The following is a 16,084-nucleotide window of genomic DNA, read 5'->3' on the forward strand; positions in this document are numbered from 1 at the left end:
CGTGCGGCTTCCATACTGGGGTATCGCCACAGAGTCCTGCCATGCCTACGCCCCACACCTCTCAAGCCATCGCAGTGTGCGCGCTGCTGTCGCTGCTGGCAGGATGCGCCGGCGGCCCGGCCAAGGTGCCAGCGCCCACGCCATCCAGCGTCCCGCCGCCCCCCATGCAGGCGGCGCCCGAGCCCGAGCCGGCTGCGCCCGTGCCCCCGCCGCCGGCCACACCGGCCGCGCAGGCCCAGGCGCAGAAGATCGCACGCGCCGTCGTCGACCTGCTGGAGGCCGGCAAGGAGGAAGAGGCCGTGGCCGACCTGAACCGCGCGCTGGCGCTGGACCCGGCCAACAAGCTGGCGCTGAACCTCATGCGCCAGATCACGGCGGACCCGGTGGCCGAGCTGGGCCGCGAGTCGTTCAGCTACGTGGTCAAGCCCAGCGAGACGCTGTCGCGCATCGCGCAGCGCTTTCGCAACGACCTCTACGCGTTCTACATCCTGGCGCGCTACAACGACATCAAGGTGCCGCGCCAGCTCAGCGCCGGCCAGACGCTGCGCATCCCGGGCAAGATGCCGGCCGGCGGCGCAGAGCCGCGCGACCCGCCGGCGCCGCGCACGGCCACGCGCACGCCGCCCGCCGCCCCGGTGGCCGTTGCCGCGGCACCGGTGCCTGCGCCCGCTTCCGAGAAGGCCGAAGCCCTGCCGCCCCCACCGCCTGCACCGCCGCCGCCGGCCGTGCCGGAGCCCACGCCCGCCGAGCTGGCCTTGCGCAGCGGCGAGGCGGCCGAGCGCGCCGGCCAGCAGGAGCGCGCACTGGCCGATTACCGGCGTGCGGCCGCGGCCGGCCAGGCTGGCGCGCAGGCGCGCGCCGACGCGGTGCTCAAGCGGCTGATCGACACGCACACCCGTGCCGCGCGCCAGGCGTTCGCGCGCCAGGACCTGGTGGGCGCCATCGCCGGCTGGGACCGGGTGCTCGCGCTCGACCCGGGGCACGACACGGCGCGCAGCGAGCGGCAAAAGGCGGTGGAGCTGAAGAAGCGGGCCGATGAGTTGCCGGGCAAGGTATCGGTTGGGGCGTCGGCGCCGGCTGGGTAAGGCAGGGGGCGAGCGCCGCGCACTGCTGAGGCGGGCAGCCCTCACCCCAACCCTCTCCCAGGGGGAGAGGGGGCAATACCCTCGCAGCCTTTTCATCAACGCAGCCGGACTCTCTCTGCCAGAGGGAGAGAGGCAATACCCCGCAGCCTTTTCATCGACGCGGCCCGACTCCCTCGCCCCTCTGGGGAGAGGGTTGGGGTGAGGGGCCAGCGGCTTGCACCACGACACGCCGCACACTTCACGGCGCTTCAGGATCCGCCCGTTTCGTCGCGGCCCCTGCCGTCCCCACCTTCGGCACAGCCGGCGTGCGCGGCGGCATCGCCTCCACGCCCCCGCGCCGCAGGATGGTCAGCCGCGAAGGCTTGCCCAGGTAGTTGCGCCGGTTGCGCTCGCGCTCGATGGCACGCAGCGCATCGGCGGCCTTGGCCTGGTCGGGCTGCATCGCCAGCGCACGCAGGTAGTGCGTGCTGGCCACGTCGAGCGCGCCGCGCTGCTGCGCCGTGGCGGCCTGCTCCAGCTGTTCGGCCACCGACGCGTCGATGCGCCGCTGCAGCATGGCCGCGCCGTTGCGGTAGGCCGCGTGGCCGGGCCGCAGCACGTTGAGCACCTCCCAGGCCCAGGCGGCCTCGGCCCAGCGCTCCTGGTGCTCCAGCACCACCACACGCATGCGCTGCTCGGCCTCGAAGCCGGCCAGGCCGTCGGCGCGCGAGACCGGGGGCCCCAGCGCGGACTGGGTGACGGTCGGCGCGTCGGTGGCCGGTGGCCCGAAGGCGCAGCCCGCCAGGGCCAGCGCGCAGGCGCCCGCCAGCGCGCGCACGGCGCAGGCAGAACGCCTCATGGCTCCGCGCCGAAGCGCCGGCTGGTCTGCAGCCGGGCCTTGAACGCCTCCAGGTCGTGGTCGCCGAAGATCATGGTCCGGCGCAGCATCAGCGGCTGCGCGAAGAACGGGTTGCCGCCGGGCGTGACCGTGACCGCCAGCTGGTAGCGCTGGCGCGACAGCGTCTCCAGCACCTGTTCGTTGGCGTCGCCGAACGGGAATGCGTAGTGCCGCACCTGCGTCTGCAGGCGCTTTTCCAGCACTTCGCGCGGCCCGCGGATCTCCTGCTCCAGGCTCTGCCGGTAGCGGTCGTCCGCCTCGCCGGGCAGGCGCTCGATCAGGTTGCGGTGCGTCTTCGAATGCGCCTGCACGTCGACGAGGCCCGTGGCCGCCATCTCCTGCAGTTGGCCCCAGCCCAGCGCCTGGCCCGAGCCGATGAAGTCGGTGTAGACGAAGACGGTGGACGGCAGGTTCAACCGCCGCAGCACGGGCCAGGCATGCTGGTAGAACGACTCGTAGCCGTCGTCCACCGTGACCACCACCGCACGCGGTGGCAGCGCGCCCTGGCCGGCCAGGTAGTCGGCCACACGGTCGAGCCGCACCACGCGGTAGCCGTTCTGCACCAGCCATTCCATCTGCGCGGCAAAGCGCGCCGGCGAGATCACCATGCGGCCACCGCCATTGCCGAAGCGGTGGTAGCACAGCACGGGCACGGTCTGGTAGCGGTCCACGGCGATGCCGCCCGGGTTCACGGCCTTGAGCGGTACCACCAGCGGCTGCCCGGCCTGCGGCTTGTCGATGTCGCCATTGGCCGCGGCGATCTGCCAGTCGTGCTCTTCGCTGCCCAGCCATTTCGCGGCGATGCTGCGCAGCGATTCGCCTGCGCCGGGCAGGTAGACCAGCAGCTTGTCGCCGCGCGCCAGCACGCCGTCGGCCGGCGCCTGCGCCGGCGCGGCAGTGCCCGACGCTGCCATGGGCGGCGCGATGCGCGGGGCGGTGCAAGCGGCCAGCAGCAGCGTGGCCGCGGCGAGCAACGCGAGACAGGGCTTGTGGCTCCCGCGCCGCGCGCGGGAGAGGGCCGGGCAGAGGGGGGCGGCGTCAGGCGGCATCGTGCTGGGTGGACGTGGCGGGTTCGATGGCGGGGCGCACCCGCGTCGCGGGCTCGGCCGCTGCACCGGGCGCGGCCTGCGGTCTGGGCACAGGCTCGGGCGCGGGTGGCGGAGCAGGCATGCCCGCCCGGTCCTGCAGCGCCTGCGCCATGCGGTCGAACGTCGCGTACAGCTGTCCGAACTCGTCGTTGCGCTGCTCGCGGATGCGAAAGTCCAGCCGCCCCGCGGCCACCTCGTCCATGGCCTCGCCTACCAGCTTGATGGGCCGCCCGAACCAAGTCGCCACGACGTACATCGCGATCGCCACGGCCAGCACCGTGACCACGGCCAGCAGCGCCATGAGCCCCATCGACAGCCGCGCCACGGCCGCCAGCGGCTTCTCGGGCAGGCCCAGCGCCGCGCGGCCGACCTCTTTGCCCTGGAAGGTGATCGGCGCGTCGAAGCCCAGCACGGCCTCGTCGCCCACCAGGTAGCGCGTGCGCCGCACGCCGCCCGACTCGCCGAGCAGCTCGCCCGGCGGCGCCTTGTACGGCAGCCCCACCAGCTCGGCTTTGCTGGCGGCGCGCACGGTGCCGCCGCGGTCGCTCACGGTCACGCTCTGGAAGTCGCGCGTCTCCATGATCTTTTGCAGCGACACCTCGACCACCACCCAGTCTTCCGACAGCGCGGGCACTGCGTTCTGCGCCGCGATGAAGCGCGCCAGCGCCGCGCCCGACTCGGCCACCTGCGCCATCATGGCTGCCTGCTGGCGCTGCACGATCAGCGACGAGGCCACGGCCATCACGGCCGCCACGATCAGCGCCATGAGCCCTGCCCACTTCAGCCGCAGGGGCACCAGCTTGCTGTGGCTGGCCTCTTTCGCCTGCTCGTCGATCTCGGCCAGCACGCGGCCCAGCGCCTCGGCCAGCGCCGCGCCGCTGGCGTAGCGCTGTTCGGGCGCCTTGGCCAGGCAGCGGTCGACCACGCGGCGCAGCGAGGCCGGCAGGCCGGGCCGCAGCTTCTCCATGGGCGTGGGCGCCTCCTTGGCGATCTTGAGCGCCAGCGTGACCACGCTGTCGGCGCTGAACGGGCGCTGGCCCGTGAGCATCTGGTAGATCACGATGCCGGCCGAGAACAGGTCGGACCGGCCATCGACCTTGCCGCCCTGCATCTGCTCGGGGGACATGTACTGCGGCGTGCCCAGCACGTCGCCCACGCGCGTGCGCTGCTCGCCGTGCGTGGCCTCCATGTGCGCGATGCCGAAGTCCATCACCTTGATGTCGGTGCTGCCGCGCAGCCGCGCGATGTTGCCGGGCTTGATGTCGCGGTGCACGATGCCGCGCCGGTGCGCATAGTCCAGCGCCTGCGCCAGCTGCATGCCCATCACCACCACGTCGCGCACTGGCAGCGGCTGGCCGCCCTGCAGCACGTCGGCCAGCGGCTCGCCGTCCAGCAGCTCCATCGCCATGTAGGGCCGCCCGTCGATCTCGCCCACGTCGTGCACCGTCACGATGTGCGGGTGCGACAGCCCGCCGGCCGCGCGCGCCTCGCGCAGGAAGCGGGCGCGGTATTCGGCGTCCTCGCACAGCGAGGCGTGCAGGAACTTGATCGCCACGTCGCGGCCGATGTCGGGGTCGTGCGCCTTGAACACGGTGGCCATGCCGCCGCGGCCCAGCTTCTCCTGCACCTGGTAGCGGCCGACCTGGCGCACTTCGAGGTCGGCCGGGGATGCGTGGCCGCGGGGCAGCGTCTCGCCCGCGCCGCGCGTGCGCGGGCTGGCGTTGGTCAGCGGGTGCTGCGGTGCCTGGGTGGCGGGCGCGATGCGGGTGACCTCGGGGTCGTCGCCCGCGCCCGACGCATCCACGGCCGCGGCGGGCGTGAGCAGCGTGTCAGGGCGGGCGGCTTGCGACATGCCCCCATGGTTGTCGCGAAGGGGGTGGTTCGCAATGAACCAAAGTCATCGGGCGGGGTGGGGCGTCCGCTGGGTGGTGGATGCGCTGCCTGGTTCAGCGCAGCATGCCGCGGTAGATGCCAGGGTCTGAACCTGGAATGGGCGTGGCGTTTGCGACCTTGGCGAAGAAGTCCGGCGCGCCGACCGCGCCCGCCACCGCGTATCCATAGCCTGCCGCGCGCATGTCGTGCAGGCAGGCCAACAGCAGGGCCGCGCCCACGCCGCCACGCCGAGCGCTGTCCAGCACGCCGATGGGGCCGACGAAGCCGCGCGCGGTGGCGTCATAGCAGCAGAACCCTAGCAGCGCGGCAGGGTCGCCGTGCGTGGCGATGAAGAGCGTGAGGGGCCGGTTGGCCAGCGCGGCGCGGGCTTCGCTGGCCCAGCCTGGCGTGAAGTGGCGGGCGACCCAGGAGGTGAGGAGGTCGTGCTCGGGGGCGATGGGTTTGCGCAGCGTCACGCCCGGCTGCGCGGCCAGGGCAGGCAGGGTGTGCAGGGCGATCAGCATGTCCATGGCGCAGGGCTCCGGCTTGGGGAGGGACGATGGATGCATCCTATGCGCTTGCGATGGCTTGTCGGGCGTTGACATCGCGGGAGCGGCTTCGGTAATATCGTTTGACAATTGGTATTACGAAAACCATGAACACCTTGACCATCAAGATCTCTCCCGTGCTGGAACAGCAGTTGCTGGAGGCAGCGGACCGCGCCCATCTGAGCAAATCCGAACTGGTACGGCGCGCGTTGGCAGCCTACGTTGCGCGCCCTGCGGATGGCACGGAGCCCTTCGTGTCAGCCTTGGACCGGGCAGGCGATCTGGTCGGTTGTTTCGAAGGCGGCCCTGCGGATCTTGCGTCCAATCCCCGGCATCTGGATGGCTTCGGCCGGGTATGACGACGCTGCTGCTCGACACCGGGCCGTGGGTTGCTCTGCATTGCCGCAGCGACAACCACCATGCATGGGCCAAGGCACAGTTTGCCCAGTACCCAGGGCCGTTCCTGACCTGCGAAGCGGTCGTTGCCGAGACCTGTTTCCTGCTGGCGCGTGCAGGCTTCGACCCGGCGATGGCGCTGACCCTCATGGACCGCGGTGTCGTGCGCGTAGGCATGGCGCTCGGCGAGGAGTTGGGTGCGGTCAAGACGCTATTCGAGCGCTACGACAGTGTGCCGGCTTCGTTGGCGGATGCCTGCCTGGTGCGCATGTCTGAACTCTACGAGCCTTGCCGTGTGCTGACGCTCGACAGCGACTTCCACATCTACCGCAGGCATGGGCGCAAGGTGATCCCGGTGATTCGGCCGGGAGCGTGACGCAAGCATTGGCCATCGCTGGTTGACCGGCCGCCGCCGCGGCGGCGCATGCTGTCCTGCACGCCGGCGATGGGTTTGCGCACGGTGATGTCCTGCGGCCATGGGGCGGCTGGCAGGCCAGTGAGGGCAATCAGCATGTCCATGGTCAGCGCAACAAAAGGAACAGCGCCACTACGCAGAGGATGGCGCCCACGGTGCACCAGATGCGCCCCTGGATCGCGTGGTGGCGCGCGCCCAGCAGACGCCACGCCCCCGCCAGCAGGAACAGCGGGCCAAGCACGGCGAACACCAGCGCGGTGTCGAACGACGCAAGCATTCGCCATGCTGGCGCGGACCGGCCGCAGGCGCAATGAACAAAGGTCATGCCCGCGCGCGGCGTGCAAGGCGTAAGGTTCCAACAGGTCCGGCGTGGCCCTCGTGCCCGCGTCGGTTTGCTGGAGCCAAGAACAAGCATGTACCGATCCGCCTCACCGCCATGACGAGGCCCGCCGCCGACGCGCGCCACGCCTCGCACAGCACGCCCGGCACCGACGGCGCGGCGCGCCGCGCGTTGCCCGGCGAGTTCGCCGACGCGCTGCCCATGGGCACGCGGCTGCATGAGTTCGAGATCCTGTCCGTCATCGGCCAGGGCGGCTTCGGCATCGTCTACCTGGCGCAGGACCTTGCGCTGGAGCGCCGCGTCGCCATCAAGGAATACATGCCCAGCGCGCTGGCCACGCGCACGCAGGCGATGACGGTGGCCGTGCGGTCCAGCCGCCACACCGAGACCTTCGCGGCAGGGCTGCGCAGCTTCATCAACGAAGCACGCCTGCTGGCCCGCTTCGACCATCCCTCGCTGCTGAAGGTGCACCGCTTCTGGGAAGCGCACGGCACGGCCTACATGGTGATGCCGTACTACGAAGGCACGACGCTGGCGCAGCGCCTGGCCCTGCCCGGCGGCCCGCCTGACGAGGCCTGGCTGCGCGCGCTGCTCGATCCGCTGCTCGACGCGCTGGCACAGATGCACGCGGCGCACTGCTACCACCGCGACATCGCGCCCGACAACATCCTGCTGCTGCCCGGCGGCAGGCCGTTGCTGCTGGACTTCGGCGCCGCGCGGCACGTGATCGTCGACATGACCCAGGCGCTGACGGTGATCCTGAAGACGGGCTATGCGCCGGTCGAGCAGTACGGCGACGTGCCGGACATGGCGCAGGGCCCGTGGACAGACCTGTACGCGCTGGGCTCGGTCGTCGAGTTCGCCGTCATGGGCCGCACACCGCCACAGGCCGTTGCGCGGTTTCTCGACGACAAGCGCGAGCCGCTCGCGGTGGCCGCGGCCGGCCGCTACAGCGACGCGTTCCTGCGCGCGATCGACCGCGCGCTGGCCGTGCAGACCAGGGACCGGCCGCAGGACGCGGCCGAGATGCGCGCGCTGCTGGCGGTGGCACCGACGACCAAGGTCGCCGCGCACGACCCCGACGTGACCGTGGCCATGCGTGCCCCGTTGGCGCGGCCTGCGACACAGCCGACGCGCAGGCCGGCCCGCACGGAACGGCCGGCTGGGACAACCCCCACACGCTGGCGCGGCACAGCCACGGCCGTGGCGATCGCCATCGCTGCGCTGACGGGCATGGGCTTGTGGTTCATGCGTTCGCCTGCACCTATTGCTGGCACGGCATCGCCTCCTGTCGATGGGACGGCATCGCCGCCTGTCGCTGACGTGCCCGCACCGCCCACCGTTGACGTGGCCACACCCACTGCGCCGCAAGCGCTACCCGTCGAGCCTGCCGCGCAAGCGCCCGCGCTGCCACCGCCCCTGCTGCAGCCACCAGTGGGGCCGCCCGCCCCAGCGCCGCAGACCGCGCTGCCCAGCACGTCCGATCCGGCTCCAATTCCAGCGGCGCCCGCCGCCGCCCCGAAGCCCGAAGCCGCGCGCCCGCGCAGGCAGGCCGCGGCGCAGGCCACCGGCCCGCCCCCGCCAGTGGCCCGGGCCGATGCCAGACCCAAGGCGCTCAGCGCACGCTGCGCCGACATCATCCAACGCGTGTCGCTCGGCGAGCCGCTGACCGACGCAGAGAAATCCATTCTTCAACGGGAGTGCGGACCATGAACGCAAGCACACACCGGCGGCTCGCCGCCCTCATGTCACTGGCGGCGCTGACCGCGTTGCTCGCCGGCTGCGCGGCGCCGCAGCAGAGCAGCAGCACCGAAGCGCTGGCGCTGGACCAGGCCGTCGTCGTGGCGACCGACAGCCTCGCGCTGCAGACCCAGAAGCTGCCCGCCTTCATCGCCAAGCTGGACAAACGTGCGCTGGTGATCGACCCCATGCTGGACAGCAGCTCGGGCCAGCAGACCACGCTGACGCGGCAGATCGAGGAGAAAGTGGCCGCGCGCCTGGCCAGCAACCACGCGCAGCTGCCGGTTCTGCCGTTCCAGCTCGCCAACCTGAACCGCTCGCAATACGTGCTGACCGGCACCACCACGCGCCTGCAGGACGCACGCGGCGGCGGACGCGCACCGTTCCAGATCGACCTGGCGCTGACCGAGGTGAGGACCGGCGTGGTCGTGGCCCAGGCCTCCGCCCGCGCCCGCGACGACGGGCTGGACACCACGCCCACGCCCTACTACCGCGACAGCCCCGTGCTCGTGAAAGACAAGGTCGTCGACGGCTACATCGCCACCAGCCGGACCACGCCGGGACAGCCGGCCGCGAAGGACTACTTCGAGCGCCTGGCCACGGCCACGACCATCAACGAGGCGACCGTGGCCTACAACAACGACAAGTTCGAGGAGTCGCTGGACCTGTACAAGGCCGCACTGGCCTCGCCCTCGGGCGAGCAGCTGCGCACGCTCAACGGCGTTTACCTGGCGAGCTGGAAACTCGGCCGGCTGCAGGAGGCCGAGCAGGCCTTCGGCAAGGTCGTGGCGCTGGGCATCGCCAGCAGCAGCCTGGGCGTGAAGCTGCTGTTCAACCCCGGCACGACAGAGTTCTGGTCCGACGCCAAGGTCAGCGGCCCCTACGCGATCTGGCTGCGCCAGATCGCCCGGCAGACCGCGCAGGCCAAGGTCTGCATGCTGATCGTCGGCCACACCAGCCGCACGGGCAGCGAGCCCTACAACGACAAGCTGTCGGCGGGGCGTGCTGCGGCGATCCGCCAGAAGCTGGGGGCGGAGCCGGGTGCGTCGGAACTGCTGGCGCGGATGAAGACGAGCGGCGTGGGGTCGCGCGAGAACATCATCGGGACGGGGACGGATGATGTGGCGGACGCGCTGGATCGGCGCGTGGAGTTCAAGATCGTGGGGTGCTGATGGGGCAGCGCTGAGGGCAGCGCCGACGATCCGGCCAGGCACGGCCTGCCAGGGATTCGCGCGTCGCGAGGACTCGTTCGGCGTTGCCTCGAGCCCCCATGCCCGCAGTCGGTGCAAGTCAGCCGCGCTTGCGGGCCGTCCTGGGCGGCCTCGCTGCGACCGGCGGCCACCGGTACGGCACACCGACGAAGCCGGCATCCAGCATTTCCTCTGGCGTGCCGAGGAAGTAGTTGTCGCTGTCCTCCAGCGGCTCGAGAAAGCGTGCGATCAGCTGCGTGGCCTGGCCGGGGTCGTAGGGGCGGTTCGGGTCGTAAAGCTCGCGCGGCACGGGGTCGCCGTCGCGCGCGTCGTGGTCGAACAGGTCCTGCGCCGACGGCGGCGGCGCCTGGCACACGCGGTGCAGGCGCACCAGGCAAGACTCCTGCCAGCGCCGGAACGCCCGTGTGTCGGGCAGGACATGCTCCGCCAATCTCGACATCCAGGCGGCGGGTACGGCCGGGTCTTCGCGATGGTCGTTGCTATGCAGCGCATCGACGATGATGGTCATCATGATGTTCAGCGGCCCCAGCACCGGACCGCGCCATTCGTCGTCATCGGTCTCGAAGCCGAAGGTGTACAGGCGGTCCACGATCGCCGCCCAGCCTGCCTCCAGGACCTCCATCGGTTCGTCGCGGTCGTGCAGTCCTGCAAGGCGCCAGGCCACCCATTCGCCGCAGGCCAGCATGTAGCCGAGGGTGGCCCGCCGTGTCAGGCCGTGCAGGCGCTGCTGCAACGCGGCGTCGGCCGGCCGGTAGCAGCGGTGGACGTCCCACTCGTCCCATGCGTAGCGCAGGGCGGGCTGGTCGACGTGGGCTGCTGCGATGTGAACAGGAAGTTCGAGCATGGCGCGCTTTCAAGGGTAACGGTAGGAGACGCCCTGGAAACCCCGGGCCACCATGTCCTGCGGCAGGCGCAGGTAGGGATTGCCGGCGCGGAGCAGCGGGACCAGGAACCGGTCCAGCAGCACCGCGGCCAGCGCGCTGTCCGGCGGCTGGCCCAGTTCCAGGTCCGATCGTGGCACAGGTGATCCCATCGGGTCGGACCGGTCCCGTGGATGGCTGGCCTGCATGCGCGCCAGCGCGGCCACCAGCCAGTCGTCGAAGGGCTGTGCATCGGGCAGCACGTGGCGCGCCAGAAAGGCCAGGTAGATCGACCACTGGCTGGCGCTGGTGGCGTCGCGCGGGTTGCTGAAATCCAGCACGCTGACCAGCAGTTCGCACAAGTGGTAGAGCGGCCGTTCCACCGGGCCCTGCAGCGCGGGCTCGGACTCCCAATCCCATGCGATCACGTATTGCGGCGCGATGTTGGCCGCCCAGGCCGCCTCGATGAAGCCCAGTGGCGCCCTGTAGCCGGACAGTCCGTCGAGCCGCCACGCCGTCCACTCGGCGATGCCCGTAGCCAGCGCCAGCACGCCGCGAACCGACACGGCCTCGAACTGGGCGAGCAGTGCCGGCCGCTCGCGGTTGTAGTCGTCCGTGCCGTGCCACTGGTAGCTGAGTGGCGCACCGATGATGCCGGCGGCGAGGACATGGGAGGGGGGCGACAGCATGCTGCTTCGGTTCTACGAGCCGTCGAGCTTGTCCGGGCACTTCTTCTTCTCCAGGGCTTCGGACGCGACGCAGATCTTGATGTTTAGCCCGCAGGCCGCCGCTGCGCAGATCACACGGACACAGTCGGGGCAGGGGTGGTGCTGGGTGCCGCCGGACTCCGATTTCCAGTTGATCGCCATCGTGAGCGTGCCGCCGGCCTTGAAGCCGCTGCTGCCCATCACGTTCTCGATGATCCGCGGCTCGGTGTGGCTGGTGTGCGGGTTCTGATGCGCACCGGTGTGGCCTGGCCTGTACTTGAAGCCGCGCTTCTTCGCTGCCGGGCAATCGATGTTGGTGGGCTTGGCGTAGTACACGTCGCGCTTCTTGCGCCGGTCCTTCTTCTGCCGTGCGCGATGCGAGTACTTGAAGCCCAGGCCCTTGCAGTAGCCGCTCTGGCTGGCGTACTTGCCTGCCAGGTCGGTGCTGCAGGACCACAGGCTTTGGGGCTTGCCGCCAGGCGGCTTGTAGTTGGCGTGCGTGATGGTGGAGGTCTTGTCGTCATGCCCCAGTTCCTCGCGCTTCTCCTCGTTCTTCTTCTCCAGTTCCTTGCACTCCTTGCTGTTGGGGCCGATCAGCTGGACCTTGCCCACGTCCGTGGTCAGCGCCATGTTGAATGGGTTGCTGCCGTGGTTGTGGGTCGTCAGGTCCATGTGCCGGATCGCGTTCTCGCCTTCGATCAGCACATCGAACGACCATGCCGAATGCTGGGTCTTGCCTTGGATGGTGTGCGTCACGACGCCCATGCCGAAGCTGCGCGTGGCCGCCTCGTTGCCCTTGCTTTTCTTGTAGTTGGACTTGTCCTTCTGGCCAACCTCCTGGCCGCCGATCTTGACGGTCTTGCTGCCGTCGGCGGTGTCGCTGGCCTCCGAGAAGTTTGGGTAGGGCAGGGGTAGCGGGCCGGCCGGGGGGGACGGCGGCGACAGGCACACGTCGGCCATCGCCGCGATCGACTTGTTGCCGTCTGCCTTGGCTGAAATCTCGCGCCCGTTGGCGAACACATTGCTGCCCATCGTTCCTCTCCGGTGGCTAGGTGTAGCGCAACACGGCTGCGGCGCGGTCGCCCCCGTCACTGCCGAAGTGGCACAGCACCGTGGGGCCGGGTGCGTAGCCGTGCAGGCCGGCGTGCAGCGCCTGCGCCAGTGCGGCCGGCCCGATGGCCGCGCCGATCTCTCCCAGCGATTCGACCGGATGCCACAGCTCGAAGCGCTCCGGCTTTCGCTTGCGCATCAGCCGGCCCACCAGCAACGTAGCCTCCTTGAATTTGTAGTGCTCTCCGTTCGCATCGGCGATGCGGTAGTCGACATCGTGGAACGCGACCGACGCCTCGCCCAGCGCGCCCTGGACGGCGGCGCACAGGCCCTTGGCCTGCAGCGGCAGGTCGGACGCGATGGTGGCCGCCTCGCGGCCCAGGCCCAGGCCCAGCAGCCGCAGCTCGGGCCCGTCCGGCCGGCTCTGCCGAAGCAGCACCGCACTGGCCGCCTCGCCAGGAAAGAAGCCGTTGGAATTGCTGGCCGTCATCACCCGGCGCGGCGCGATGTACGCGTCGACGACCGACTGGCGCAAAAAACTGTCGACCCCGGCGACGATGCAGTACGCGCAGTCGTTTTGCGCCAGCAGGGCCCTTGCGTGCACCAGCGCGGCGACGGCAGACACCTGGCCCTGCGCCAGCGTGCGCGACAGCGGCGAAAGTGGCCTGCCCAGCCGCGCCTGCAGCGCGGCCACGAGCTGCGCCGGCGTGCCACCCAGGCGGTCGGGCGGCCCCGGCTCGGGCAGGCACAGCAGGACCGGAATCCGCGCTGAGTCCACGCCATCCGCTGCGTCCATGCACTCCGCGATGGCGGGTGCCAGCAGCTCGGCCAGCTTGCCGATGCCCTCCCACCATTGCGGCAACCGGACCCGGGCCGCGCGCAAGTACTGGCCGGCCTGCAGGTCGTACAACTTCTCGGTCTTGACGCCCGAGATCTTGGCGCGCAGGGCGGCCAGGCAGGCCGCTGCGTTGAAGCCGATCGCGGTGACCAGGCCGCTGGCGACGACCGAAATGCTCATCGGGCAGCCTCCGCCCGCAAGCGCCGCTGCCGGGCCTGTACCAGGTCGGCCAGGCTGCTGCGCGGCCGGTGGCTTGGCCGGCGCAGGCGGTAGTGCGCCCCGGCCGCCCGGCCCACGACGACCTCGCGCATGTCGAAGGCGCTGCGCCGCATCGGCACGCTGGCGCGCCAGGTCAGCATGAAGCGGCCCAGGTCGGGCTCGATCAGCACCGTGTCGATGACCGGCTCGACCTGCCAATCCTCGCCCTGGTGCGGCACCAGCAGCACCGGGATGTGCAGCCGGGGCAATGCAAAGTCGACCCGGCCGCTGCGCGTCAGGTTCACGAGCGACACCGGTTCGCCGCCGCGCGCGAAGGGCATCTGCTGGTCCGGTGGCGCGGCCAGGAAATAGCGCGTGTCGAAGTCGTCCGGGTAGAACGGGGCCTGTTCGTCCAGCCAGCGCTGGCCGTAGGTGCCGGCGTAGCCCAGCCGTGGCGACCAGCTCCTGCCGATCGGGCCGAACGACATGGGGCGGTACGGGGCGCCCGGGCTGTCGACCGGCTTGCCAGCCTCCTCGGTGTTGGGCAGCGCATCGCCCCCCGGCGCGCGGGGGTTCCAGGCGAAGCCCCGGCCGACCGGATTGGCCAGGAATGTCCTGACCTGGGCCGGGTCGCCACTGCTGGTGTCCACGCCGCCGTAGGCCACGTCGTAGGAGATCGGCAGCTGCACGAACGGCTCCGGCGCACTGGGCAGGGCGACCAGCAGGCGCCGGTGCCAGGCACGGTGCCCCTTGACGACGAAGGCCTTGGAGATGGGGCCGACGCGCGCCGCCACCATGACTTCGCGCGCCGGTCGGCCGCCCGGCGCATAGGCGCTTGCGTTGAGCAGCACGTCGCACAGCGGCTTGCGGTGCGCGTAGTCGGTCTCGTAACGCGGGGCGGACAGGCCGGGTTCGCCGGTGAACTCGTCGGCCTGCGTCAGCGAGGCCTGGTCATCGAGCAGGCGCGGCTGTCGCCCCGGCTCGGGGATCGAGAAGCTGGCCTTGATGGCGACGACGACCAGCTCGCGTCCGTCGGGGTCGAAGCCCAGCGTCCAGGCCGCCGGCAGGTTGGACTGGTTCACGAAGTCCATGACTGCAGGGCCCGCAACTGTCGCCGCGCCGGCGCGCGGAGTTCCAGCGGCACCCACTGCGGCGACAGGCGCGCCAGTTCGATCACGGCCGCACGCCGACGCGGCTGCCGGCCCCTGGCCAGCGCACCGAGCGCGCTGCCGGCGTCCAGCGGCCTGCCGCACAGGTGGCGCGTACCGGCGGCGAAGCGGCGGCGGTGCTGTTGCCACCATCGGGCCACCAGCGTGGACGACGGCCATTCCAGGCTGGCCTCGTAGCGCGATCCGGCCAGGTCGGCCGCATCGGGATCGCCGGTATCGGCCAATGCCGGGCCGGTCAGGTCGAGATAGCCCAGGTCGGCGCCGGTGATGGCGGCGAAAGCGTCGCCGGCCAGCCGTGCCAGCGCCGCGCTGTCCATGCGCTCGATCAGCCAGGGCACGGCCACCGGGTCGCCGACGACGCCGGTTGCGATCACGGCGAGCCGGGCCAGGCCGTCACGGCGCGCGAGCGAGCGCACGTGCTCGCGCGCCTGCGCGGGCGGAAGATTGCGCAGTGCCATCTCGAGCGCGGGCACACTGAAGCGGCCTGGCGACTCGGCGAATTTGCACAGCAGCGGCAGGCCGTCCGGGGCGCCCAGCAGGGTCAGCGACCAGGCCGCCCAGAAGCGCGCCACCTCGCACCCGTCGCCCAGCGCGTCTCGCACACGGTCGGCCGTCGCGTGGTGGCGTAGCTCGCCGCAGGCGCGCAGCGCGCGCGCCCGCAAGATCGGGTCCTCGTCGCCCAGCGCTGCGGACAAAGCCGGCCCCGGCAGGCGCCGGTGCAGCGCGCAGGCCGCCAGGCCGACCAGCCGGTGCACCGGCGTGCGTGCGCGCAGCAGCAGGCCCAGTGGCGCGGCGACCGTGTCCCAGTCCAGCCAGGCCAGCGCAGCAATCAACTCGTCCAGCAGCGCGGGGCTGGATTGCGCTGCGGCCAGTGCCGCACGCATGCACGAGCGGTCCGCGCTGGCGAAGGCCACGGCGCCCAGCGCGAACACCGCGCCGCCTGGGCCGCGCTGCAACTGCTCGACGCACGCCGACCAGCCCGAGGAGCCTGCCACATGCAAGCCCTGCAGGTGCGCGTCGACACGCGCATCGAGCGCCGCCAGGTCGGGGAGCGCAAAGCGTGGGTCGCCTGTGGCGCGGTCGCGCTGGCGCCACAGGAAGGCGGCGTCGCCGGCATGCTGGCGCACCACGGGCTGGTTCACCAGGGCGGTGATCTCGCGTGGCGCGAAGCCTGTGGCGCGCTGCATGGCCATCGCTCAATTCAGGTGGATCGAGCCGCCAAGGATGCGGTTCAGCCCTTCGGCCCGGCTGACCACTTCGGTGCCCTGGACGATGACCGTGCCGTCGGCATGCAGCGTGATGCTGGCGGCGCCGCAGCGCAGTTGCAGGCACTGGCGGGCGTGCAGCACGAGCTGATGGCCGTCGGCATCGACGGACATTGCCCGCCGCGCCCCGGCCGTGGCCGCGTCCAGCAAGCCGACGATCACCGGTTGGGCCGGGTCGCCGCACAGGAACATCAGCGCCAGCGGCGCGCCGACATGGGCCGTGGCCAGTGCCACGAGGCTGCGGGCCGGCGCGGTGTGCAGGCCCAGCGTATCGGACCAGCGCACCAGCGGCCGCAGCGACGTGGCATCCATGGCGGCCAGTTCGCCGGCCACCATGGCAGTGGCCAGCAGCGGACCGGGCGCGGGGCTCGCCGTCGCGAGGGCGGCCATGTCCATCGGTTCTCTGGCGCTCATCGCTGGGTCCT

17 protein-coding genes are annotated in these 16,084 nt (G+C 71.3%); 5 read left to right on the forward strand and 12 right to left on the reverse strand.

Annotation, left to right across the window (positions count from 1 at the left end):
• Window positions 1–41 precede the first annotated feature (41 nt).
• A complete protein-coding gene (locus ASF43_RS00305; RefSeq protein WP_162241743.1) occupies window positions 42–1,085 on the forward strand; it encodes a LysM domain-containing protein in 1,044 nt (347 codons plus the stop codon).
• Window positions 1,086–1,323: 238 nt separating this feature from the next.
• Here ASF43_RS00305 and ASF43_RS00310 read toward each other — a convergent pair whose 3' ends face one another.
• The 4 genes from ASF43_RS00310 to ASF43_RS00325 all read right to left on the reverse strand — a co-directional run bounded on the left by ASF43_RS00310 (window position 1,324) and on the right by ASF43_RS00325 (window position 5,452).
• Window positions 1,324–1,923 carry a hypothetical protein gene (locus ASF43_RS00310; RefSeq protein ID WP_156373072.1) on the reverse strand — a complete coding sequence of 200 codons (600 nt, stop codon included), beginning with the start codon at window positions 1,921–1,923 and terminating at the stop codon, window positions 1,324–1,326.
• Window positions 1,920–2,936: a polysaccharide deacetylase family protein gene (locus tag ASF43_RS00315; protein WP_056175086.1), complete on the reverse strand. Its 1,017-nt coding sequence runs from the start codon at window positions 2,934–2,936 to the stop codon at window positions 1,920–1,922. The genes ASF43_RS00310 and ASF43_RS00315 overlap by 4 nt, the downstream gene beginning before the upstream one ends.
• 64 nt (window positions 2,937–3,000) lie before the next feature.
• Window positions 3,001–4,902, reverse strand: a complete 1,902-nt coding sequence (locus ASF43_RS00320) for a protein kinase (protein WP_056175090.1) — start codon at window positions 4,900–4,902, stop codon at window positions 3,001–3,003.
• Window positions 4,903–4,996: 94 nt separating this feature from the next.
• Complete coding sequence (locus ASF43_RS00325) at window positions 4,997–5,452, reverse strand: GNAT family N-acetyltransferase (protein ID WP_056175093.1); 456 nt, start codon at window positions 5,450–5,452, stop codon at window positions 4,997–4,999.
• Window positions 5,453–5,577: 125 nt separating this feature from the next.
• On the opposite strand from ASF43_RS00325, the gene ASF43_RS29580 reads away from it, so the two are divergent.
• Both ASF43_RS29580 and ASF43_RS29585 read left to right on the forward strand, forming a co-directional pair.
• Window positions 5,578–5,829 (forward strand): CopG family transcriptional regulator, encoded by a 252-nt coding sequence (locus ASF43_RS29580; RefSeq protein ID WP_156373074.1) that lies wholly within the window; start codon window positions 5,578–5,580, stop codon window positions 5,827–5,829.
• The gene (locus tag ASF43_RS29585; RefSeq protein ID WP_082497520.1) at window positions 5,826–6,242 is read left to right on the forward strand and encodes a type II toxin-antitoxin system VapC family toxin; all 417 of its coding nucleotides are present in this window, start codon (window positions 5,826–5,828) and stop codon (window positions 6,240–6,242) included. The genes ASF43_RS29580 and ASF43_RS29585 overlap by 4 nt, the downstream gene beginning before the upstream one ends.
• Before the next feature lie 145 nt (window positions 6,243–6,387).
• Here ASF43_RS29585 and ASF43_RS30285 read toward each other — a convergent pair whose 3' ends face one another.
• Window positions 6,388–6,606, reverse strand: coding sequence for a hypothetical protein (locus ASF43_RS30285; RefSeq protein WP_156373075.1), 219 nt, complete (start codon window positions 6,604–6,606; stop codon window positions 6,388–6,390).
• Between the two features lie 111 nt (window positions 6,607–6,717).
• On the opposite strand from ASF43_RS30285, the gene ASF43_RS00335 reads away from it, so the two are divergent.
• Both ASF43_RS00335 and ASF43_RS00340 read left to right on the forward strand, forming a co-directional pair.
• Window positions 6,718–8,334, forward strand: coding sequence for a serine/threonine-protein kinase (locus ASF43_RS00335; protein ID WP_056175097.1), 1,617 nt, complete (start codon window positions 6,718–6,720; stop codon window positions 8,332–8,334).
• Window positions 8,331–9,533, forward strand: coding sequence for an OmpA family protein (locus ASF43_RS00340; RefSeq protein WP_056175100.1), 1,203 nt, complete (start codon window positions 8,331–8,333; stop codon window positions 9,531–9,533). The genes ASF43_RS00335 and ASF43_RS00340 overlap by 4 nt, the downstream gene beginning before the upstream one ends.
• A 118-nt stretch (window positions 9,534–9,651) precedes the next feature.
• Here ASF43_RS00340 and ASF43_RS00345 read toward each other — a convergent pair whose 3' ends face one another.
• Genes ASF43_RS00345 through ASF43_RS00375 form a run of 7 tightly spaced genes read right to left on the reverse strand, consistent with a single transcriptional unit; the run spans window position 9,652 to window position 16,073 of the window.
• On the reverse strand, window positions 9,652–10,416 hold the full coding sequence (locus tag ASF43_RS00345; protein ID WP_056175103.1) for a hypothetical protein: 765 nt from the start codon (window positions 10,414–10,416) through the stop codon (window positions 9,652–9,654).
• A gap of 9 nt (window positions 10,417–10,425) precedes the next feature.
• A complete protein-coding gene (locus ASF43_RS00350; protein ID WP_056175105.1) occupies window positions 10,426–11,121 on the reverse strand; it encodes a hypothetical protein in 696 nt (231 codons plus the stop codon).
• Between the two features lie 12 nt (window positions 11,122–11,133).
• Window positions 11,134–12,171, reverse strand: a complete 1,038-nt coding sequence (locus ASF43_RS00355) for a DUF4150 domain-containing protein (RefSeq protein ID WP_056175109.1) — start codon at window positions 12,169–12,171, stop codon at window positions 11,134–11,136.
• Window positions 12,172–12,187: 16 nt separating this feature from the next.
• Window positions 12,188–13,207, reverse strand: a complete 1,020-nt coding sequence (locus ASF43_RS00360) for a hypothetical protein (protein WP_056175112.1) — start codon at window positions 13,205–13,207, stop codon at window positions 12,188–12,190.
• Window positions 13,204–14,316: a DUF2169 domain-containing protein gene (locus ASF43_RS00365; RefSeq protein WP_056175115.1), complete on the reverse strand. Its 1,113-nt coding sequence runs from the start codon at window positions 14,314–14,316 to the stop codon at window positions 13,204–13,206. The genes ASF43_RS00360 and ASF43_RS00365 overlap by 4 nt, the downstream gene beginning before the upstream one ends.
• A complete protein-coding gene (locus tag ASF43_RS00370; protein WP_162241744.1) occupies window positions 14,304–15,581 on the reverse strand; it encodes a TIGR02270 family protein in 1,278 nt (425 codons plus the stop codon). The genes ASF43_RS00365 and ASF43_RS00370 overlap by 13 nt, the downstream gene beginning before the upstream one ends.
• Before the next feature lie 9 nt (window positions 15,582–15,590).
• Complete coding sequence (locus tag ASF43_RS00375) at window positions 15,591–16,073, reverse strand: DUF6484 domain-containing protein (RefSeq protein ID WP_156373076.1); 483 nt, start codon at window positions 16,071–16,073, stop codon at window positions 15,591–15,593.
• Between the last annotated feature and the right edge of the window lie 11 nt (window positions 16,074–16,084).

It is taken from the genome of Pseudorhodoferax sp. Leaf267 (assembly GCF_001422405.1).
Classification (GTDB): domain Bacteria; phylum Pseudomonadota; class Gammaproteobacteria; order Burkholderiales; family Burkholderiaceae_C; genus Pseudorhodoferax.

Bases quoted from the DNA above. Each gene is read 5' to 3' on its own strand.
- ASF43_RS00305 (WP_162241743.1), top strand. From the start codon at position 42: ATGCCTACGCCCCACACCTCTCAAGCCATCGCAGTGTGCGCGCTGCTG.
- ASF43_RS00310 (WP_156373072.1), bottom strand. From the start codon at position 1,923: ATGAGGCGTTCTGCCTGCGCCGTGCGCGCGCTGGCGGGCGCCTGCGCG.
- ASF43_RS00320 (WP_056175090.1), bottom strand. From the start codon at position 4,902: ATGTCGCAAGCCGCCCGCCCTGACACGCTGCTCACGCCCGCCGCGGCC.
- ASF43_RS00325 (WP_056175093.1), bottom strand. From the start codon at position 5,452: ATGGACATGCTGATCGCCCTGCACACCCTGCCTGCCCTGGCCGCGCAG.
- ASF43_RS29580 (WP_156373074.1), top strand. From the start codon at position 5,578: ATGAACACCTTGACCATCAAGATCTCTCCCGTGCTGGAACAGCAGTTG.
- ASF43_RS29585 (WP_082497520.1), top strand. From the start codon at position 5,826: ATGACGACGCTGCTGCTCGACACCGGGCCGTGGGTTGCTCTGCATTGC.
- ASF43_RS30285 (WP_156373075.1), bottom strand. From the start codon at position 6,606: ATGACCTTTGTTCATTGCGCCTGCGGCCGGTCCGCGCCAGCATGGCGA.
- ASF43_RS00335 (WP_056175097.1), top strand. From the start codon at position 6,718: ATGACGAGGCCCGCCGCCGACGCGCGCCACGCCTCGCACAGCACGCCC.
- ASF43_RS00340 (WP_056175100.1), top strand. From the start codon at position 8,331: ATGAACGCAAGCACACACCGGCGGCTCGCCGCCCTCATGTCACTGGCG.
- ASF43_RS00345 (WP_056175103.1), bottom strand. From the start codon at position 10,416: ATGCTCGAACTTCCTGTTCACATCGCAGCAGCCCACGTCGACCAGCCC.
- ASF43_RS00350 (WP_056175105.1), bottom strand. From the start codon at position 11,121: ATGCTGTCGCCCCCCTCCCATGTCCTCGCCGCCGGCATCATCGGTGCG.
- ASF43_RS00355 (WP_056175109.1), bottom strand. From the start codon at position 12,171: ATGGGCAGCAATGTGTTCGCCAACGGGCGCGAGATTTCAGCCAAGGCA.
- ASF43_RS00360 (WP_056175112.1), bottom strand. From the start codon at position 13,207: ATGAGCATTTCGGTCGTCGCCAGCGGCCTGGTCACCGCGATCGGCTTC.
- ASF43_RS00365 (WP_056175115.1), bottom strand. From the start codon at position 14,316: ATGGACTTCGTGAACCAGTCCAACCTGCCGGCGGCCTGGACGCTGGGC.
- ASF43_RS00370 (WP_162241744.1), bottom strand. From the start codon at position 15,581: ATGCAGCGCGCCACAGGCTTCGCGCCACGCGAGATCACCGCCCTGGTG.
- ASF43_RS00375 (WP_156373076.1), bottom strand. From the start codon at position 16,073: ATGAGCGCCAGAGAACCGATGGACATGGCCGCCCTCGCGACGGCGAGC.